Below are 18,522 nucleotides of genomic sequence, written 5' to 3' on the forward strand. Positions count from 1 at the left end.
GGATCAGAGGCGCTGTCGCCATCGGGCTTGCAGTACAGGAGTACGCACTTCCTTGACGAAGTCGGGAACGACCTTCGCCAAGCGGTCCAGGAACTCTTCCGGTGTGACCGTCGGCTTGTTGTACGCGCAGATCTGGTCGTTGATGCACTCAACCGTGCGGTCGGGGTACAGGTCGAATTGATCGAGTAGGAAGTCGTCCGGGTGCACGGCACTCAGGTCGTACGGCGTCAATGCCGCTACAGGGAAGTCGTCGATGTTGGCGGTCACGATCACAGCGGCGCCACCGTAGGCAGCGGCGGCGAGCACGTGCCGATCCTTCGGATCGTTGGTCATCACCTGTGTCAACGACTCGTAACCGGTTACCAGGGCATCGGGGAACACCCACCGGATGGTGTCGACGAACTTCCGCGCACTCTCCGGTGTGCGGTGCCCTACGCGAGGGAGGTTGCGCTCGACTTCGTCGAGCACCTCGTCGGACCAGAGCGGGCGGTAGGTGTTCGCTTCCGCGAGCCTCAGCAACAGGTCTGCCAGGCGGTACGGGATGAGCACGCAGGCGTCGAGGAATGTGGGAAAGGGCACTAGCGGGTCCGGGGAAAGTGGTCCACGGCGTCGTAGGAACCGTCTTCGACAGCTTCACGCGCCAGCTCGTTCAGCGCGGTACGGCGGTGAACGCGAGCATGCTCCTGGTAGTCCAGCAGATCGGTCAACCGGACCCGTCGGTGACGTCCACGCATCTCGAACGGGATTTGGCCCTCTTCCAGGAGCCGTACCAGAGTCGGGCGCGAGATGTTGAGCATGTCCGCAGCCTGTTGTGTAGTCAGCTGCGTCGTCTGAGGTGCGATCGTGATCGCGAGTCCGTTCGACAGGGCCTCGACCACTTCGCGCAGTGCGGCGAACACCTCGCCGGGCAGTTTGATCTCCGTGCCGTCCGGGCCTACGAGTCTGGTATGGCCGTGCAGAGCCTCGGCCGCGTACGCCAAGTCGTCCTGGCTGTCACCAGGAGGGAACAGGGTGTGCCGCCGCAGTGTTGCCGCCATCATCGTTCCTTCCGGGTCTTGACCTACCCCAGTCTATCCGAAAAAAACGAAAGTGTCTTGAGGGGGTGGCGGGCGGCTCGTGACTGGCGGCGCGCGCGGACACACCGCACCCGAAGACGACAGAGGCCCGGGTCCGTGTGGACCCGGGCCTCTGTCGAGAGCGGGTGACGGGAATCGAACCCGCCTCTACAGCTTGGGAAGCTGTCGTTCTACCAATGAACTACACCCGCATTGCCCCGCCGATCATACACGGACGGGCTGGGGGCGTGGCCCTGCGGGGTTGGTTCTACGCTGTCCCTGTGTTGTTGAGTGATCGTGATCTGCGCAAAGAGGTCGACGGTGGGCGTTTGGTGCTCGAACCGTTCGACGACGTCATGGTGCAGCCGTCCAGCATCGACGTCCGGCTCGACCGGTTCTTCCGGGTCTTCAACAACACCCGCTACACGCACATCGACCCCTCGGTGCGGCAGGACGACCTGACCTCGTTGGTCGAGGCCGCGGACGACGAGCCGTTCGTCCTGCACCCCGGCGAGTTCGTGCTCGGCTCGACCTTCGAGCTGGTCACGTTGCCGAACGATCTCGCCGGCCGGTTGGAGGGCAAGTCCTCGTTGGGGCGGCTCGGGTTGCTCACGCACTCGACCGCCGGGTTCATCGACCCCGGCTTCTCCGGCCACATCACGCTCGAGCTGTCCAACGTCGCCAACCTGCCGATCACGCTCTGGCCGGGCATGAAGATCGGGCAGCTGTGCATCTTCCGGCTCAGCAGCGAAGCCGAGTTCCCGTACGGCTCGGCCTCGACCGGGTCGCGGTACCAGGGGCAGCGCGGTCCCACGCCGTCGCGTGCCTACCTCAACTTCCACCGGACCGAAACGCGTCGCCATAGCGATTGAGGACGCGTGACCTCAGCTCCGGATCGGTGCGCGGCACGGGCTCGATGAACACCTCGTCCAGTTCCGGGAACCTCGTCCGCAGCTCGGCGGACACCCGCACGCACGCCCGTTCCAGGTCGGCCGCGCCCAACGCGTCGTCGAAGTCGACCCGCACGCACAGCAGCACGCGGTCCGTGCCGACGGCCATCGTCAGCAGGTCGACCACCTCCTCGATCTCCGGCACGCCCGACCGCAGGTACGTCCACACCCCGCGCACCAGCTTCGGGTCCGCCTGCCGGCCGATCAACAGCCCCCGGTTCGTCGACGCCAGCACGTACGCCGCGAACGCCAGCAGCACGCCGATCGCCAGCGACGCCACGCCGTCCCACACCGACGACCCGGTGAGGTGGTGCAACCCCAGGCCGCCGAACGCCAGCAGCAGGCCCACCAACGCCGCCGAGTCCTCCAGGAACACCGTCTTCACGGTCGGGTCGTCGGACAGGCGCAGGTAGACGAGGACCGGCCGCCCTTCCTCCCGAGCCTCGCGCCGCACCTGGCGCACGGCCTGCGACCACGACACGCCCTCCAGTACGAACGCGATCGCCAGCACCACGTACCCGACCACCGGGCTGCTCTGCTCCTCCGGCGTCCCGAACACCGTCCGGAACCCTTCGTAGAACGCGAACACCGCGCCCGACACGAAGATCGACACCGCGGCGAGCAGCGACCAGAAGTACCGCTCCTTGCCGTAGCCGAACGGGTGCCGGCGGTCGGCCGGGCGGTCGGAGCGGCGCAACGCGGTCAGCAGCAGGCCCTCTGTCAACGTGTCGGCCACGGAGTGCGCGGCCTCCGACATCATCGCCGCCGACCCCGTGACCACGCCCGCGACCGCCTTCATGACCGCGATCGCGAGGTTCACCGCCAGGGCCAGCAGCACCGTCACCGTGCTCTCGCCGCCGCCTTTGACCTCAGCCATGGGTCGACCGTACGCCTTCCGAAACGTTATCGCGCTTCGGTGCAACCTTGGGAACGTCTACGCGTCCTCTTGCTTCGGGTAAAATCCAGAGATATTCCGGTAACGGGAGATCGAGGTTCGGATAACTTTTCGGCAACCTGGTGCATCTGGCCCGTGTGACGCTGTTTTGCCTGGTGAACGAGTATGTGCTGGGCCGTTCGGATGTGCGGAACTCGGCTTTTCAGGGGTGGCCGGAGCGGTTGGAAAAAGTTTTGGCGGGGCGCGCAACCGCCTTGGCGGGTGGGCGTCTTTGGTGGTGGAAACGCCAAGGGGGCCGAAATTGAAGCGGGGGATTGAAATGAAGAAGATTGCATTCGGTGCGGCGCTTTTCGCATTGGCTTCCACCACGGTGATGACCATTCCGGCCAACGCGGACGAGGTCGCCAAGGGTGCGATCGAGGTGACGACGTTCGCCGACCACGACGGCAACGGCGTCCAGAACGGTGACGAGGGCGGCTACACGCCGGTCACCGCGGACATCAAGAACATCGCGACCGGCGCGACCACCCGGGTGCAGACCTGGAACGGTGCCTCGGTGGTGGCGGACGGCCTGGCGGTCGGGACGTACGAGGTCAGTACGCCCGAGGTGGCGGACTTCATCGGCACGACCCCGCGCAAGCTGACGATCGAGGTGACCGCGGACTCGACGGTCCCGGCCAAGTTCGGCTACCAGGGCGGCACGGTCGTCGGATCCACCTGGATCGACGAGAACGGCGACGGCCTCCGTCAGGCCGCCGAGCCCCCGGCCGACTCGGTCAGCTTCGTGCTGCTCGACCCGGCCGGGGTCGTCATCGACGGAGCCATGTCCGACTCGGACGGCAAGTTCGCGTTCCGGGGACTTCGCGGAGGCGAGTACCGGGTGCAGCGTTCCTCTGACGACCCGCTGTTGCCTTACGCGGTGGGGGGCGGCGATTCGGCCGTCGACCCGACGACGGGCCTCACCGGCCTCATCCCGGTCAAGCCGGGTGCCACCACCGAACCGGTCGTGATCGGTTTCCGGAAGGCGATCGTCAACCGCACGATGAACGAGATGACGATCGCCGGCACGCCGGTCGTGGGTGGCCAGTTCACCATGTTCTTCTCGGCCACCAACAACGGTACGGTGCCGACCGATCTCACCGGCGGGGTCGTGCTGCCCGACGGGTTGGTCGCGATGGCCGCCGAGGGTCCGAACGTCGAGACCGACGGCCGGGTGATCACGTTCGGTGGCGACGAGGTCCTGTTCGCGCCCGGTGAGTCGGTGTCGGTGTGGGTGAGGGTCCGCGTCGACCGGATGGTCGCCTACCCCGAGATCAGCTTCGGGGTGAACCAGAAGGACGAGAAGCAGTCCGACGTCGGCGACAACCACCGGCTCGTCATGATCGACATCGCTGCCGCCCCGACCTCCGCCGCCCCGACCACCACGGTCGCCGCTCCGGCCGCCGGTGCGCCCCAGGCGGTCGTGCCGGTCGCGCAGACCAAGGAGACGGGCTCGCTCGCGAGCACCGGTGCCTCCCCGCTGATCCCGCTCGCCCTCGGCGGTGTGCTGCTCCTCGGCGGTACGGGTGCGCTGATCGCCGCCCGCCGCAACAACTGACACCCTGACCGACGAAGGGGCCGTGCGCACAGTGAACCGCTCCCCGGAAGTTGGACTGGGAATCCAGTTCCGACTGTCCGGGGAGCGGTTCGTTGCATCCACGCAGTTCGTTGTCAGAGGAGCAGCGGGAGTCCGCTGTCGTGTTGTTCGAGGCCGGGTGGGGCAGGGACGCTGTCGCGACCCGGCTGGGTGTGCCCGCGACAGCGGTGCGACGCTTGCATGATCGTTGGAGGCTGCGGGGCGCGGGAGCGTTGATGGCCAAACAGGGCAGGCGGTCGTTCACGTTCGAGTTCAAGCTGGAGGTCGTGCGCCGGTTCGTCGACGGTGGGGCGTCCGCGCTGGAGCTGGCGCGTGAGCATGACCTGGCCTCGCCGAAACAGGTCGAGACCTGGGCCAGGTTGTACCGGCGTGACGGCGAGGACGCGCTGCGGCCCAAGCCGAAAGGCCGGCCTGCCAAGCCCGCCGGCACCACCGGGCTCAGCGAGCTGGAACGGTTGCGGCAGGAGAACCTGGAGCTGTCCGCGAAGGTGGCGTACCTGGAAAAACTGCGGGCCTTGAAGGAGCAGGGGCGAGACTGAAGACCCAGGTCGTCGCCACCCTCAAGGCTCAGTATCCGCTCGCGGCGCTGCTCAAGGCCGCGGGCCTTGCCCGCTCGACGTTCTTCTACCAGCAGGCCCGCCTGGCCCGGCCCGACCCGCACGCCGAACTCAAGACCGCGATCACCGAGGAGTTCGAGGCCGCCCATGGCCGTTACGGGCATCGGCGGGTTCACCTGGTGCCGAGCCGCAAGGGCCGGCGGGTGGCCAGGAAGACGGTGCTGAAGCTGATGAACACCCTCGGCCTGGTCTGCAAGGTCCGCAGGCCACGCCGCCACCGGTCCTGGCAGGGGCAGACCGGCACCACCGCCGGGAACCTGCTCAACCGCGAGTTCGGCGCCTCGTCTCCGGACACGAAATGGGTCACCGACGTCACCGAGTTCCGCGTTGGTGACCGCAAGATCCATCTGTCGCCGGTGATCGACCTGTTCGACCGGTCCGTGATCGCCTACAGCTGCGGCCTGTCCCCGTCGCTGGAGCTGACGAACTCCTCACTGCGCGCCGCGATCGCCACCCTGCCCGCCGCGGCCAGACCACTGGTGCACCCCGACCAGGGCTTCCACTACCAGCACGTCACCTGGCGCAGGCTACTGGCCGATGCCGGTCTGACCCAGTCGATGTCCCGGCGGGGCAACTGCCTGGACAACGCGGTCGCCGAGAACTTCTTCGGACATCTGAAGGAAGAACTGTTCCACCACACCACGTTCGACACCGTCGAGGAGTTCACCGCGGCACTGCACGAGTACATCGACTGGTACAACACCACCCGCATCTCCACCACGCTCAAGGGCCTGAGCCCGGTCCAATACCGAGCCCAGGCCCTCGCGGCCTAACCTTCAGTTAGCCAGTCCAACTTTCGGGGAGCGGTTCAACAGCACGGCCCTTCCGTCCGTTCCGGACAGTCGCCCTCTGGCCGGGCTTGATCGGCGCGGTTAGCCTGCCGCATGGGCATTTTGGTGCACGTGGTGCTGACCGCCGTCGCGGTGTGGATCTCCACGGTGATCCCCGGCATCGACCTCGAAGGCGCCTCGGTGCCCGGCAAGATCGGCACGCTGGTCGGGGTCGCGTTGCTGTTCGGCCTGGTCAACGCCGTGGTCAAGCCGGTGGTCAAGTTCTTCGGGTGCGTGTTCTACCTGGTCACCCTCGGCCTGATCGGGCTGGTCGTGAACGGCCTGCTGTTCTGGCTCACGGGGTGGCTCGCGGGCGAGCTGGGCCTGCCGTTCACGGTCACCGGGTTCTGGCCCGCGTTCTTCGGCGCGCTGGTCGTCGCGCTCACGAGCTGGGTGCTCAACCTGGTCTACGACCGGATCGCCGACTGAGCGAACGGCCCCGGCGCCACGCCGGGGCCATCCACAGTGGACTAGCGGAGCTGTTTGAAGTTCGGATCTAGGTGGGCCCGGTGGTGTGCTGGTTGGGCTGGTAGAACACGGATGTGGCGCGTTTTGATCTGACCGATGCCGAGTGGGCGTTGATCGAGCCGCATATGCCGGTGGCGGCCACCGGGCCGTTGCCACGTCGGGTGCGGGAGCAGTTCAACGGGATCCTGTGGCGGTTCCGCACCGGGTCAGGCTGGCGTGACGTGCCCGAACGGTACGGTCCCTGGTCCACCGTCTACTCCCGGTTCAACACCTGGGCGAAGACCGGAGTGTTCCAGACGCTGATGGAGGCGCTGATCGCCGAGGCCGCCTCCCGCGGACAGGTCGACCTGGAACTGGTGAGCGTGGACTCCACGATCGTGCGGGCACACCACGAATCGGCCGGACTCGCGGTGACCGGGGAGACCCTTGACGCGCTGGAACAGGCGTTGACCGGGGAAAAAGGGGCTCCGTTGCCCGTCCAGCGGAGCGTGCTGCGGGTGGTGCGTCGCGGTCCGCGCCGGACACGACCGACGCGGGCACATCTGCCGGTCGGGACCGTGCCGCCCGTAGGCGCCGTCGGAAGGCGCGGGCTGCGGCGGCCGGGCTCGGCCGGTCCCGGGGCGGGCTGAGCAGCAAGGTCCACACCGCGGTCGACGCCGCCGGGCTGCCGTTGGCGTTCGTGCTCACCCCTGGCCAGGCCGGGGACAGCCCGCAATTCCGGACGGTGCTGGACCGGATCCGGGTTCCCGGCCCGGTCGGAAGGCCGCGCACCCGTCCGGACGCGGTGGCCGCGGACAAGGCGTACTCCTCCAAAGCCAACCGGGCCTACCTACGCCGCCGCCGGATCACGGCTGTGATCCCGGAGAAGACCGACCAGCGGGCCAACCGCAGGAACAAGGGCTCCGCCGGCGGGCGGCCTGTGTCCTTCGATCCCGTGCGCTACCGGCGGCGCAACACCGTCGAACGCCTCTTCCAGAAGATCAAGACATGGCGCGGACTGGCCACCCGCTACGACAAGACACCACAAAGCTACGAGGCCGGACTGCATCTACGAGGAGCCATCATGTGGTTGAAGACCCTTACCCCAACCACATGATCCCAACCCCAAACAGCTCCTAGCGGGCCTGGCCGCGGCGCACCGCGGTCAGCAGCAGTTGCGCCACGTCCACGACCTCGACGTGGGACGCCGCCGCCTTCTCGTTCTGCCGCGCGGTCACGCCGTCGGTCAGCATGACCCGGCAGAACGGGCAGCCGGTGGCGATCTTGGACGGCGCCGTGCCCAGCGCCTCGTCCACGCGGTCGACGTTGATGCGCTTGCCGATCCGCTCTTCCATCCACATGCGCGCACCGCCCGCGCCGCAGCACATCGACCGGTCGCCGTGCCGGGGCATCTCGCGCAGGTTCGCGCCCGCCGCGCCGACCAGTTCACGCGGCGCCTCGTAGACCTTGTTGTGCCGACCGAGGTAGCACGGGTCGTGGTAGGTCACGTCCTCGGCGATCTCGGCGACCGGCACGAGGCGGCGTTCGCGGACCAGGCGGTTGAGCAGCTGGGTGTGGTGCACGACCTCGTACGTGCCGCCGACCTGCGGGTACTCGTTGGCCAGCGTGTTGAAGCAGTGCGCGCACGTCACGACGATCTTGCGCCGACCGGGCTCGCGGCCCTCGAAGACCGTGTTGAGCACCTCGACGTTCTGCTGCGCCAGCATCTGGAACAGGAACTCGTTGCCCGCGCGCCGTGCCGGGTCGCCGGTGCACGTCTCCTCCGGCCCGAGCACCACGTAGGAGACCCCGGCGGTGTGCAGGAGTTCGGCCACGGCCCGGGTCGTCTTCTTCGCCCGGTCCTCGAACGCGCCCGCGCAGCCGACCCAGAACAGGTACTCGGCGTCGCCGAGTTCGCCGTCGAACACCGGCACCTCGAAGTCCAGCTCGTCGGTCCACGCGAGGCGGTCCTTGGCGTTCTGGCCCCAGGGGTTGCCCTTGTTCTCCAGGTTCTTGAACATGCCGCCGAGTTCCGACGGGAAGTTCGACTCGATCAGCACCTGGTAGCGCCGCATGTCGACGATGTGGTCCACGTGCTCGATGTCCACCGGGCACTGCTCGACGCAGGCGCCGCAGGTCGTGCACGACCACAGCACGTCCGGGTCGATCACGCCGAGTTCGTCGGCGCCGCCGATCAGCGGCCGTTCGGACTCGGCCAGCGCCAGCACGTCGATGGACTCCAGGCGCTTCTTGTAGTCCTCGTACTTGTCCTCGACCAGGCCGACCTCGTCGCCCGCCATGTCGCGCTTGCCGCCCGCGAGCAGGTAGGGCGCCTTGGCGAACGCGTGGTCGCGCAGCTGGGTGATCACGAGCTTCGGCGACAGCGGCTTGCCCGTGTTCCACGCGGGGCACTGCGACTGGCAGCGCCCGCACTCGGTGCACGTGCTGAAGTCCAGCCAACCCTTCCACGTGAAGTCCTCGACCTTGCCGACGCCGAACGTGTCCGTGTCCGGGTCGGCCTCTTCGAGGTCGAGCACCTTGCCGCCGCTCATCATCGGCCGCAGCGCGCCCAACGCCACGCCGCCGTCGTCCTCGCGCTTGAAGTAGATGTTGAAGAACGCGCTGAACCGGTGCCACGCCACGCCCATGGTCAGGTTCTTCGAGACCACGATCAGCCAGATCATGCCCGAGAGCAGCTTGACGACCGCCATGACCGAGACCCAGTCCGGCGAGGCGGGCAGGACTTCGCCCAGCGGCGCCGTGACGAAGGACGACCACAGCGGCGGGTCCTCCAGGCCGGACGCCTGCTTGAACGCCTTCACCCCGAGGATGCCGAGGCCCTCGATGATCACGACGGCTTCGACGAAGTACGCGGCCTTGAAGTCCGAACCGGCGAACCGGGACAGCCGGTCGGCCCGGCGCGGGTGGTTGAGCTGCCGGATCACGGCGAGCGCCACGCCACCGGCCACGGTGCCGATGCCGAGCAGTTCGACCAGCAGCGACCACAGCGACCACGTGCCGATCACCGGCCAGTGGAAGCCCGGCGAGAACACTTCGCCGTACGCCTCGAACAACACGGCCGAGCCGATGAGGAAGCCCCACATCACCAGCCAGTGCCAGGGCGCGACCTTGCGGAACTTCGCCATGCGGGTGTGCGCGGCGAACTCCACGATCAACGTGCGCAGTCGCGGCACGAACGGTCCGTTGCGCGTCGCGTCCGGTTGGCCCAGCCTGATGATCTTGATCATCCGGACCACTCCGGCGACGAACAGCCCCCACGCGAAAACGCTGACGGCGACGCCTACGGCGCCGAGGCTGAGCTGAAGGGCTCCCATGTCGCGGTGGCCTTTCCTCGTCGTTCTCCTGGTCGGGCACCCTACGCCCGACTACTGATGGGTAACCACTTGGTGGTGATCGTCCGCCCATTCAAGCGGTCGTCCGTGTCGGTTCCGATGCCTCAGTGTTGACCTTCACGCTGGACAATGAGGTGCATGGGATTCGCGTCTCGTGAGTCTTGGCAGGTGTCCCACACGACCAACCGCGCGGTGGACTGCGTCCTGTTCCTCCGCGACACCCTGGCGCTGTCCGTCGAGACCGTGCCCGAACTGCCCGGCCTCGACCCGTCCGTGCCGGTGGTGGTGCCGCCCGGCGTGGACCGCGCCGCCGCGGCCGACGAGTGGCTCGGCTGGTGGGCCGACGTGCTCGACCACGCCCGCGACGCCTCGCCCGGCCGGTCGCCGATCGACCCCGACGGGCCATCGCTTGCCGGACGTCCCGCGTCGCGCGCGGCCCTGCGCGCGCTCCTGCCCGCGTTCGCCGAGTACTCGGCACGCCGGCCACGCCGGGCCGGTGCGCTGCCCGTCGCCGAGGTCGTGCGCGGCGTCCGGTACCGGCTCGGTCGGCCGGTCAAGCCGTTTCGGCTGGTCATCACGGTCGTGGCCGTGCGCGGCCTGGTGTGGGAGCGGACGACCGCGACCCACGTGATCGCGTCCGAGCACTTCCTGGACGACCCCGGCCGGGGCGCGCCGGCGCTGCGCGCGATCGTGGAGACGCTCGCCTGACCTGCGCCTGGCGCCCGGCACCGGGGTAGGGACAACCCCCGTACGGGTTCGGGGGTTCCCCCGGTGTGCCCGACCCTCCCGGCGCCCTAGCGTTGACCGTGGCATCGAAGACCGGCAGGCAGGTTTCGAGGGGGCAGTCGTGGTGAAGCGGATCGTGGCGGCCGTCGCCGTGGTCACGGTGGCGATGGGACTGACGTCGTGCGTCAAGTTCGTCCAGGAGACCCTCCGGGACGAGCACACGATCAAGGACCAGATCGCGACCGTGCGCGTGCAGAACGGTTCGGGCGACGCCTTCGTGCGCTCCTCGGACCAGGCGACCGAGGTCAGGATCGTCCGGACGTTCAACTTCTCCAAGAGCATGGACGCGCCGCCGAAGGACACCTACCGGACCGAGGGCTCGACCCTGGTCCTGGAGGGCTGCGGCAACCAGTGCTCCGTGGACTACGAGGTCGTCGTGCCGGCCAAGGACGTCAAGATCGTCGGTGAGAACAGCTCCGGCGACGTCCGGTTCGAGGACCTCGCGTCGGTCGAGATCGACCTCGGGTCCGGCAACGCGACCCTGAAGGGGATCTCCGGCGCGGTGCGCCTGGAGAACAACTCGGGCGACGTGAACGCCACCGACGTGGGCGGCGACTTCACCGGGCAGTTGGGCTCGGGCAATGCGACGCTGACCGGCATGCGCGGTGCCGTGTCGGTCGACAACAACTCCGGCGACCTCATCGTGAAGATGGCCCAGGTCAAGCCGGTCCGGGCCGAGGCCGGCTCGGGCAACGTGGACGTCCGCGTGCCGGCCGGCGCGTACAAGGTCGAGGCCGGGTCGGGGTCGGGCAACACCGACGTGTCGGTCAAGAGCGACCCGGCGGCCACTGTGGACCTGGTGTTGCGGGCCAACAGCGGCGACGTGACGCTGCACGCCGCGTAGTCGCGAGGTCGTACGGCCGGTCGGACCTGTCCAGGTCCGGCCGGCCGACGGCGTTTCCGGGCGTTCCGGCTACCCGCAGTGGTCCGGATCACTCGCTCGCGGGAACCCGGACGGCTGGTCGCTCGTTGGGTCAGTCAGAAAGGTTGAGTCGGGTGGACTCAAGTCCGGGGTTCCTGGCAAACTTGAGTCGGCGCCGCTCAATGCGGGGCTCTCACAAAGGCACTACCAGGAGGTTTCCAAATGGCGCGAGCGGTCGGCATCGACCTGGGGACGACCAACTCCGTCGTCGCGGTTCTCGAAGGTGGCGAGCCGACGGTCATCGCCAACTCCGAGGGGTCGCGGACCACCCCGTCCATCGTGGCCTTCGCCAAGAACGGCGAGGTGCTCACCGGTCAGCCCGCCAAGAACCAGGCGGTGACCAACGTCGACCGGACGATCCGGTCGGTCAAGCGACACGTCGGCACCGAGTGGACCACCGAGGTCGACGACAAGAAGTACACGCCGCAGGAGATCTCCGCGCGCGTGCTGATGAAGCTCAAGCGCGACGCCGAGGCGTACCTGGGCGAGCCGGTCACCGACGCGGTGATCACCGTCCCCGCGTACTTCGAGGACGCGCAGCGCCAGGCCACCAAGGAGGCCGGCCAGATCGCGGGCCTCAACGTCCTGCGCATCGTCAACGAGCCCACCTCGGCCGCGCTCGCCTACGGCCTGGACAAGGGCGAGACCGAGCAGACCATCCTGGTCTTCGACCTCGGCGGCGGCACGTTCGACGTCTCGCTGCTGGAACTCGGCGACGGCGTCGTCGAGGTCCGCGCGACCTCGGGTGACAACCACCTCGGCGGCGACGACTGGGACCAGCGCGTCGTCGACTGGCTGGTCGACCGGTTCAAGCAGTCCAACGGCATCGACCTGACCAAGGACAAGATGGCGTTGCAGCGCATCCGCGAGGCCGCCGAGAAGGCGAAGATCGAGCTGTCCAGCTCGTCCACCGCCACGATCAACCTGCCCTACATCACGGTCGACGCGGACAAGAACCCGTTGTTCCTCGACGAGACGCTGTCCCGGGCCGAGTTCCAGCGCATCACCAACGACCTGCTGGAGCGCACCCGCGCGCCGTTCAACAACGTGATCAAGGACGCGGGCATCTCGGTCGGCGCGATCGACCACGTGGTGCTCGTCGGCGGCTCGACCCGCATGCCCGCCGTGGCCGAGCTGGTCAAGGAGCTGACCGGCGGCCGTGAGCCGAACAAGGGCGTGAACCCGGACGAGGTCGTCGCCGTCGGCGCGGCGCTCCAGGCCGGTGTCCTCAAGGGCGAGGTCAAGGACGTCCTGCTGCTCGACGTCACCCCGCTGTCCCTGGGCATCGAGACCAAGGGCGGCGTGATGACCAAGCTCATCGAGCGCAACACCACGATCCCGACCAAGAAGTCCGAGACCTTCACGACGGCCGACGACAACCAGCCGTCCGTGCAGATCCAGGTCTTCCAGGGCGAGCGCGACTTCGCCGCGGACAACAAGAAGCTCGGCATGTTCGAGCTGACCGGTCTGCCGCCGGCGCCGCGCGGCGTCCCGCAGATCGAGGTCACCTTCGACATCGACGCCAACGGCATCGTGCACGTGTCCGCCAAGGACAAGGGCACCGGCAAGGAGCAGTCGATGACCATCTCCGGCGGCTCCGCGCTGCCGAAGGAGGACATCGAGCGCATGGTCCGCGACGCCGAGGCGCACGCCGAGGAGGACAAGCGCCGGCGTGACGAGGCCGAGGTCCGCAACCAGGCCGAGACGCTGGTCTACCAGACCGAGAAGGTCGTCAAGGAGAACGACGAGAAGATCCCGGCCGAGGTCAAGGAGAAGGTCAACGCGGCCCTCGCCGAGACCACCGAGGCGCTCAAGGGCACCGACATCGCGGCCGTGCGCTCCGCCGTGGAGAAGCTCGCCACCGAGTCGCAGGCCATCGGCCAGTCGCTCTACGCCAACACGGGTGCCCCGACCGACGCCGCCGCCGGTGGCGCGGCCGGTGCGGCGGCCGGCGACGCCCAGGCCGACGACGTGGTGGACGCCGAGATCGTCGACGAGGACGAGAAGAAGTGACCGCACCCGACGAGCACCCGCCGGTGGTCGTGACCGACCGCCGGCGGGTCGACCCCGAGACCGGACAGGTGCGCACGCCCGAGGCCGGGACCGACGTCGACCAGCCCGAGCCGGTCGACGCCGAGGTGGTCGACGCCGCACCGGTCGAGCCCGACCCGGCCGCCGAGCTGAAGGCCCAGCTCGACGAGCGGACGTCCGACCTCCAGCGGCTGACCGCCGAGTACGCCAACTACCGCAAGCGCGTCGAGCGCGACCGGGAGCTGGTCGTGGCCACGGCCAAGGCGCAGGTGGCGAACGAACTGCTCGGCGTGCTCGACGACGTGGAGCGCGCGGAAGCCCACGGCGACCTGACCGGCGCGTTCAAGGCGGTGGCGGACAAGCTGACCGCCGCGCTGCGCGGGTCCGGGCTGGAGTCGTTCGGGCACGACGGCGAGGCGTTCGACCCGTCCGTGCACGAGGCCGTCCAGCACGGCACGTCCCCGGACGTGAGCGGGCCGACCGTGACGGCCGTGCTGCGGCGCGGCTACCGCTTCGGCGAGCGCGTCCTGCGTCCCGCGCTGGTGGCGGTGACCGACTACGAGGCTCCGGCTTCGGAGTCGCCCGCACCGGCAGAGGAATCGGGCGACTGACAACCGACCACACGCGAGGCGGCGTCCGGCCGCACCCGGGTCCCTCCCGGGTGCGACCGGACCGCGCTGCCCCGCCGCCCCTGTGAGGAGGGGCGAACGACCACAGGGGCGTCCGGGTGAGCGCTAGGGACTGGATCGAGAAGGACTTCTACCGCGAGCTGGGCGTCTCGTCCGATGCGTCGGCCGACGAGATCAAGCGGGCGTACCGGAAGCTGGCTCGGGAACTGCACCCGGACGCCAATCCCGGCGACACCAAGGCCGAGGCGCGGTTCAAGGCCGTGTCGGAGGCCTATGGCGTGCTGTCGGACGCGTCCAAGCGCAAGCAGTACGACGAGGCCCGGCGGCTGTTCGCCGGTGGCGGTGGCTTCCCCGGCGGTTTCGGCACGGGTGGCGGCTTCGACGTCGGCGACCTGTTCGGCCGTCAGGGCGGTGCCGCCGGTGGTGGCGCCGGCGGTCTGGGCGACCTGCTCGGCGGGCTGTTCAACCGCCAGCGCGGCGGCGGTGGCGGCAACCGGCCCCGGCGCGGCGAGGACGTGGAGACCGACGTCCGCATCGACTTCACCGAGGCCGTGCGCGGCGCGACCGTGCCGCTGCGGCTGTCGTCGCCCTCGACCTGTGGCACGTGCGCCGGTTCGGGCGCGCGTCCCGGCACGACCCCGCGCACCTGCCCGGCCTGTGCCGGCGCCGGTCTGGTCAACCGCAACCAGGGCGCGTTCGCGTTCTCCGAGCCGTGCCGCGACTGCCGCGGCACCGGCCGGCTGATCGACGACCCGTGCCCGGAGTGCGCGGGCGAGGGCGTCAGCACCAAGACCCGCACGTTGACGATCCGCATCCCGGCCGGCGTCGACGACGGCCAGCGCATCCGCCTGGCCGGCCAGGGCGAACCCGGCCGCAACAACGGCCCGGCGGGCGACCTGTACGTGCGCGTGCACGTCAACCCGCACGCGGTGTTCGGCCGGTCGGGCAACGACCTGACGGTCGCAGTGCCGGTCACGTTCCCCGAACTGGCCCTCGGCACGACGTTGACCGTGCCGACCTTGGACGGCAAGGTGACTTTGAAGGTCCCCGCCGGCACCGCGACCGGTCGCGTCCTGCGGGCGAAGGGCAAGGGCATCGCCCGTCGCGACGGCCAGGCGGGCGACCTGCTGATCACGCTGCAGGTGGCCGTTCCGAACAACATGGACGCCGCCGCCCGCGACGCCCTGGAGGCGTACGCGAAGGCGACGGCACAGCACGACCCGCGACCCGAGCTGAACGCGTTGGTGGAGAAGAGGTCGACATGACCTTCCCGTTCCCGCCCGGTACGGACGAGGACACCCCGTTTTTCGTGATCTCGGTGGCCGCCCAGCTCTCCGGGCTGCACGCGCAGACTTTGCGCTCGTACGACCGCATGGGCCTGGTGTCACCGGGCCGCACGTCGGGCGGCGGCCGTCGTTACTCGATGCGCGACATCGTGGTGCTGCGCGAGGTACAACGCCTGTCCCAGGAGGAAGGCGTCAACCTGGCGGGCATCAAGCGCATCATCGAACTGGAGAACGAAGTCGGCGCCCTACGCGCCCACGTGCAGGAACTGACCGAGCAACTGGCTTCGGCCCTGGCCGCCGCGGACGCCGCAGCGGCATCCGTGCACGCGAGCTACCGCCGAGACCTCGTGCCGGTGAGGCACGAGACCGCACTGGTCGTCTGGAAACCCCGCCAACGCTGAGCGCCACCCGGGCCTCCCACGCTGTGATCACTCCAAGGCTGACAGGTCGGCGATCCTGTCGATCGGCGGCTTTGCCGAGTCGATGGTTCCGGCGTCCGCGGTTGCCGTGCGCTTCAGCAGTTCGTTCGAGACGTCTTCGAAGGCGGCGGTCAGCGCGAGGAAGGCTCCTGGTGTGAGCAACAAGTCGGCCTCGCGGTCGAAGGTGATCTCCACGGTGTCATCCGCGGCGATGCGAGCAGCGATCTCGACGTGGTCGGTAAGGGACAGGTAGACGCTTGTCCTGAGTGCGGTGGACATGGTGATGCCTTTCTATGGGTGATAGGTCGGTTGGTCCGGTGACAACGTCGTCATGGACGTGCCTGTATCCGGGGTATCAGAGGTAGTGACTTGTGTTGCCGCGCGGCATCGCGAATTTTGCGGAGAGCCCTGTCGGCTGCGTTGACCTTCACCTGGTCGGCTGCCGAGGTCACCGTCACGGCGACATGGCTCATCGCCGCCAACTCGGAGACGGTCAACTTCACGGTCAGGGACACAAGTTCTGCCTGCCGCTTGTCTTCCTGCCCGGCTTCGTTCATGTCGGACTTTCAACCCCTCGGACGACCGTGGATGAGCACGCGGCGACGGTAGAGGGATTACCGGCGAGTAACCCTAGCCGGTGGTTCGGGTTGTCCCAGGGTCGGGAATCAGAGCGGAACCCCGACGCGGGTGGCCATGCGTGCGGCTTCGGCGGCGACGGTTCGACGTCCACGTCGGACCAAAGTGTCCAGGAGACCACGAGCAGCCGGGCGGTGGCGCATGTCCTCGGGAGCTTCCCGTTCGGCCATGGTCAGCATGACGAGGGCGCTCGCGTAGTCACGGCGTTGCTCATGGCCTTTGGCCTGGTCGATCAAGAAGGCCACCCGGCGTTCGAGTGAAGGGGAGTGGTGGTGATCGATTTGTTCTGCCAGTCGGAGGGCTTCGGCGGCGGCACCGGCTTCCACCGCGACCGCGACCGCGAACATCTTGACGTTGGTCGGCCCGAAGGCAGTCCAGAGCGTGTTGCGTTCACCGGTTCGTCGAGCCACGGGTTCGACGGATCGCACCCTGTCCTGTGCGGTCCACCGCTCGCCTTTGCGTGCGGCGGCCATCGCGGCCAGGAGCATGAGCGAACCGTGGAGAGCCAAGGCATCGAGACTGCCGCGTTCGACTTCCGGACCAAGCTCTCGGACGGCGTGGAGCGCGGTGTCTTCGGCTCCATCGGCTTGCCCGTCGGCCAACAGTACTGGGCCAGGTTCCACCGGGCCGCAGCCAGCCTGAGTGGATCATCGGCTGTTTCCGCAGCCCGGAGCGAACGGTCTGCGGCCACGAGTGACAGGTCCATTCGCTCGACCCGCTTGGCCACCGAGCGTACGAGACCGTACAGGTCGGCGGCCTGGCGCTCAGCCGCCCGACGTCGATGCGCACTGTCGTCGCCGCGGTGCAGGCGGACCGCTCGATCCGTGTCGACGATGAGGGCGGGAAGCGTCGCGCAAAGCGCGGTGTAGCGCATGGGTGAGGTCTGCCAGGTCCGCCATGCGTCACCCACCGCCCGGGCAAGATCGGATGCGTTCGCCAAGTCGGCCGTATTGCCTTCGGCAGGACTGGTCATCGCACGGTAGAGGTTGCTTGAAGAGGCAGGCGACAGCTTGGAGGGCGAGGCTGGCGGAGTGGCAGCCAACAATGCCTCCACGCCTACCCCGAGTGCCTCGGCCAATGCCAGGACCACCGGTACCGTGGGCACTTTCAAGCCGCGTTCGATCTGATAGAGGTAGTCGTCCGAGATTCCTGCCAACCCTGCGATGACCACTTTGGTCTGCCGTGCGGCGACGCGGTGGAAGCGGACACGTTCTCCGATTCGGCGAGCGATTTGCTGATTCATGCCGCCTCGACTGATTCCCGGGAACTGGCCCAGCCGAGACTACGCCCGACGATATGACGGATCGACCGGGTGACAGACTGGTACTCATGATCACGCCTCGGGCGCTCGTGCTCTGGGACATCGACCACACCCTTCTCCAGTCTCGTGGGGTGGGGCGTGAGATGTACGAGCGCGCGATGCCCGAGGCGTTCGGGTTGGCGTTCGAGCGGCTCGCGGAGGTGAGCGGGCGGACCGAGCCGGACATCATCTCGGAAACCCTCGCGCTGCACGGGGTCGAGCCGACGGTCGAGCACGTCGACCGGCTGGCACGGGCCTTGGTGGCGGCTTACGAGTCAGGTCGTGGAGAACTGGCCGCGCGTGGGCGGGTGCTGCCGGGCGCGCGGGAAGCGCTGGCTGCACTGTCCCGGGAAAAGTCGGTGCACCAAGGGGTGCTGACCGGAAACCTGAGGGCCGTCGCCCGCGTGAAGTTGGCGGTGTTCGCTCTCGACCGGTATGTCGATCTCGAAACGAGCGCTTACGGGGACGACCACCGGGATCGGGCCGAATTGGTCGACATCGCGCGGGCACGGGCCTGGGCGCGAGTCGGAGTCGACTTCGGTGGACTCAGGACGGTGTTGATCGGTGACACGCGGCGAGACGTCGAAGCGGCCAGTGCGGCGGGTGCGCGGGTGATCGGGGTCGCGAGCGGGAACACCGGCGCGGACGAACTGCGGGAAGCGGGAGCCGACGAGGTGTTGGCGGACCTGCGCGATCCGCAAGCCTTGAAGGGCCTGCTGATCGGCTGACC

General features: G+C 68.4%; 19 protein-coding genes, 1 tRNA gene and 3 pseudogenes. 14 read left to right on the plus strand and 9 right to left on the minus strand.

Annotated elements, in window-relative coordinates:
• Positions 1-3: 3 nt before the first annotated feature.
• The 3 genes from F4559_RS33665 to F4559_RS33675 form a co-directional block, all read right to left on the minus strand.
• Entirely contained in the window at positions 4-579 is a 576-nt protein-coding gene (locus tag F4559_RS33665) for a PIN domain-containing protein (RefSeq protein ID WP_184675094.1), read from the minus strand.
• Positions 579-1,037: a helix-turn-helix domain-containing protein gene (locus tag F4559_RS33670; protein ID WP_184675095.1), complete on the minus strand. Its 459-nt coding sequence runs from the start codon at positions 1,035-1,037 to the stop codon at positions 579-581. The genes F4559_RS33665 and F4559_RS33670 overlap by 1 nt, the downstream gene beginning before the upstream one ends.
• Positions 1,038-1,196: 159 nt before the next feature.
• Positions 1,197-1,267 (minus strand) — tRNA-Gly (locus F4559_RS33675).
• 69 nt (positions 1,268-1,336) lie between these two features.
• Here F4559_RS33675 and dcd point away from each other — a divergent pair.
• Positions 1,337-1,927 (plus strand): dCTP deaminase, encoded by a 591-nt coding sequence (gene dcd, locus F4559_RS33680; protein ID WP_184675096.1) that lies wholly within the window; start codon positions 1,337-1,339, stop codon positions 1,925-1,927.
• Here the strand turns inward: dcd and F4559_RS33685 are convergent.
• Complete coding sequence (locus F4559_RS33685) at positions 1,887-2,882, minus strand: cation diffusion facilitator family transporter (protein ID WP_184675097.1); 996 nt, start codon at positions 2,880-2,882, stop codon at positions 1,887-1,889. The genes dcd and F4559_RS33685 overlap by 41 nt on opposite strands.
• A 292-nt stretch (positions 2,883-3,174) precedes the next feature.
• Here F4559_RS33685 and F4559_RS33690 point away from each other — a divergent pair, with 292 nt between their 5' ends.
• The 6 genes and pseudogenes from F4559_RS33690 to F4559_RS33710 all read left to right on the plus strand — a co-directional run bounded on the left by F4559_RS33690 (position 3,175) and on the right by F4559_RS33710 (position 7,547).
• Positions 3,175-4,497 carry an SdrD B-like domain-containing protein gene (locus F4559_RS33690; protein ID WP_312866019.1) on the plus strand — a complete coding sequence of 441 codons (1,323 nt, stop codon included), beginning with the start codon at positions 3,175-3,177 and terminating at the stop codon, positions 4,495-4,497.
• A 110-nt stretch (positions 4,498-4,607) separates the two neighbouring features.
• Positions 4,608-4,730 (plus strand): annotated as a pseudogene (locus F4559_RS36940) (helix-turn-helix domain-containing protein); the annotation flags it as partial.
• A 21-nt stretch (positions 4,731-4,751) separates the two neighbouring features.
• Positions 4,752-5,075 carry a helix-turn-helix domain-containing protein gene (locus tag F4559_RS35720; protein ID WP_246445261.1) on the plus strand — a complete coding sequence of 108 codons (324 nt, stop codon included), beginning with the start codon at positions 4,752-4,754 and terminating at the stop codon, positions 5,073-5,075.
• A gap of 47 nt (positions 5,076-5,122) precedes the next feature.
• Positions 5,123-5,926, plus strand: a complete 804-nt coding sequence (locus tag F4559_RS33700; protein WP_246446744.1) for an IS3 family transposase — start codon at positions 5,123-5,125, stop codon at positions 5,924-5,926.
• A gap of 111 nt (positions 5,927-6,037) precedes the next feature.
• Positions 6,038-6,412: a phage holin family protein gene (locus tag F4559_RS33705; protein ID WP_184675099.1), complete on the plus strand. Its 375-nt coding sequence runs from the start codon at positions 6,038-6,040 to the stop codon at positions 6,410-6,412.
• Positions 6,413-6,525: 113 nt separating this feature from the next.
• Positions 6,526-7,547, plus strand: a pseudogene (locus F4559_RS33710) (IS5 family transposase).
• 19 nt (positions 7,548-7,566) lie between these two features.
• On the opposite strand, the gene F4559_RS33715 reads toward F4559_RS33710, so the two are convergent.
• Positions 7,567-9,765 (minus strand): (Fe-S)-binding protein, encoded by a 2,199-nt coding sequence (locus F4559_RS33715; RefSeq protein ID WP_246445387.1) that lies wholly within the window; start codon positions 9,763-9,765, stop codon positions 7,567-7,569.
• A 186-nt stretch (positions 9,766-9,951) separates the two neighbouring features.
• Here F4559_RS33715 and F4559_RS33720 point away from each other — a divergent pair, with 186 nt between their 5' ends.
• The 6 genes from F4559_RS33720 (at position 9,952) to F4559_RS33745 (ending at position 15,838) form a co-directional block, all read left to right on the plus strand.
• Complete coding sequence (locus tag F4559_RS33720) at positions 9,952-10,491, plus strand: hypothetical protein (protein WP_312865957.1); 540 nt, start codon at positions 9,952-9,954, stop codon at positions 10,489-10,491.
• A 139-nt stretch (positions 10,492-10,630) separates the two neighbouring features.
• Positions 10,631-11,413, plus strand: coding sequence for a DUF4097 family beta strand repeat-containing protein (locus tag F4559_RS33725; protein ID WP_184675101.1), 783 nt, complete (start codon positions 10,631-10,633; stop codon positions 11,411-11,413).
• Positions 11,414-11,653: 240 nt separating this feature from the next.
• Positions 11,654-13,504 carry a molecular chaperone DnaK gene (gene dnaK, locus F4559_RS33730; protein ID WP_184675102.1) on the plus strand — a complete coding sequence of 617 codons (1,851 nt, stop codon included), beginning with the start codon at positions 11,654-11,656 and terminating at the stop codon, positions 13,502-13,504.
• A complete protein-coding gene (gene grpE, locus F4559_RS33735) occupies positions 13,501-14,133 on the plus strand; it encodes a nucleotide exchange factor GrpE (RefSeq protein ID WP_184675103.1) in 633 nt (210 codons plus the stop codon). The genes dnaK and grpE overlap by 4 nt, the downstream gene beginning before the upstream one ends.
• Positions 14,134-14,249: 116 nt before the next feature.
• On the plus strand, positions 14,250-15,416 hold the full coding sequence (dnaJ, locus tag F4559_RS33740) for a molecular chaperone DnaJ (protein WP_184675104.1): 1,167 nt from the start codon (positions 14,250-14,252) through the stop codon (positions 15,414-15,416).
• Positions 15,413-15,838 (plus strand): heat shock protein transcriptional repressor HspR, encoded by a 426-nt coding sequence (locus F4559_RS33745; protein WP_184675105.1) that lies wholly within the window; start codon positions 15,413-15,415, stop codon positions 15,836-15,838. The genes dnaJ and F4559_RS33745 overlap by 4 nt, the downstream gene beginning before the upstream one ends.
• Before the next feature lie 27 nt (positions 15,839-15,865).
• Here the strand turns inward: F4559_RS33745 and F4559_RS33750 are convergent, their stop codons facing one another.
• From F4559_RS33750 to F4559_RS35730, 4 genes and pseudogenes are all read right to left on the minus strand, one after another.
• Entirely contained in the window at positions 15,866-16,135 is a 270-nt protein-coding gene (locus F4559_RS33750) for a hypothetical protein (protein WP_184675106.1), read from the minus strand.
• Positions 16,136-16,185: 50 nt separating this feature from the next.
• Entirely contained in the window at positions 16,186-16,413 is a 228-nt protein-coding gene (locus tag F4559_RS33755; RefSeq protein ID WP_184675107.1) for a hypothetical protein, read from the minus strand.
• Positions 16,414-16,521: 108 nt separating this feature from the next.
• Complete coding sequence (locus tag F4559_RS35725; RefSeq protein WP_246446785.1) at positions 16,522-16,980, minus strand: hypothetical protein; 459 nt, start codon at positions 16,978-16,980, stop codon at positions 16,522-16,524.
• Positions 16,981-17,594: 614 nt separating this feature from the next.
• A pseudogene (locus F4559_RS35730) lies at positions 17,595-17,735 on the minus strand (helix-turn-helix domain-containing protein); the annotation flags it as partial.
• An 86-nt stretch (positions 17,736-17,821) separates the two neighbouring features.
• Here F4559_RS35730 and F4559_RS33765 point away from each other — a divergent pair.
• The gene (locus F4559_RS33765) at positions 17,822-18,520 is read left to right on the plus strand and encodes an HAD family hydrolase (protein ID WP_184675108.1); all 699 of its coding nucleotides are present in this window, start codon (positions 17,822-17,824) and stop codon (positions 18,518-18,520) included.
• Positions 18,521-18,522 lie beyond the last annotated feature (2 nt).

This window comes from Saccharothrix violaceirubra, from assembly GCF_014203755.1.
GTDB classification, from domain to species: domain Bacteria; phylum Actinomycetota; class Actinomycetes; order Mycobacteriales; family Pseudonocardiaceae; genus Actinosynnema; species Actinosynnema violaceirubrum.

Coding starts and splice junctions, on each gene's coding strand:
- F4559_RS33765 (WP_184675108.1), top strand. CDS start 17,822: ATGATCACGCCTCGGGCGCTCGTGCTCTGGGACATCGACCACACCCTT.
- F4559_RS33750 (WP_184675106.1), bottom strand. CDS start 16,135: ATGTCCACCGCACTCAGGACAAGCGTCTACCTGTCCCTTACCGACCAC.
- F4559_RS35720 (WP_246445261.1), top strand. CDS start 4,752: ATGGCCAAACAGGGCAGGCGGTCGTTCACGTTCGAGTTCAAGCTGGAG.
- F4559_RS33685 (WP_184675097.1), bottom strand. CDS start 2,882: ATGGCTGAGGTCAAAGGCGGCGGCGAGAGCACGGTGACGGTGCTGCTG.
- F4559_RS33715 (WP_246445387.1), bottom strand. CDS start 9,765: ATGGGAGCCCTTCAGCTCAGCCTCGGCGCCGTAGGCGTCGCCGTCAGC.
- F4559_RS33705 (WP_184675099.1), top strand. CDS start 6,038: ATGGGCATTTTGGTGCACGTGGTGCTGACCGCCGTCGCGGTGTGGATC.
- F4559_RS35725 (WP_246446785.1), bottom strand. CDS start 16,980: ATGCTCCTGGCCGCGATGGCCGCCGCACGCAAAGGCGAGCGGTGGACC.
- dnaK (WP_184675102.1), top strand. CDS start 11,654: ATGGCGCGAGCGGTCGGCATCGACCTGGGGACGACCAACTCCGTCGTC.
- F4559_RS33755 (WP_184675107.1), bottom strand. CDS start 16,413: ATGAACGAAGCCGGGCAGGAAGACAAGCGGCAGGCAGAACTTGTGTCC.
- F4559_RS33670 (WP_184675095.1), bottom strand. CDS start 1,037: ATGGCGGCAACACTGCGGCGGCACACCCTGTTCCCTCCTGGTGACAGC.
- F4559_RS33745 (WP_184675105.1), top strand. CDS start 15,413: ATGACCTTCCCGTTCCCGCCCGGTACGGACGAGGACACCCCGTTTTTC.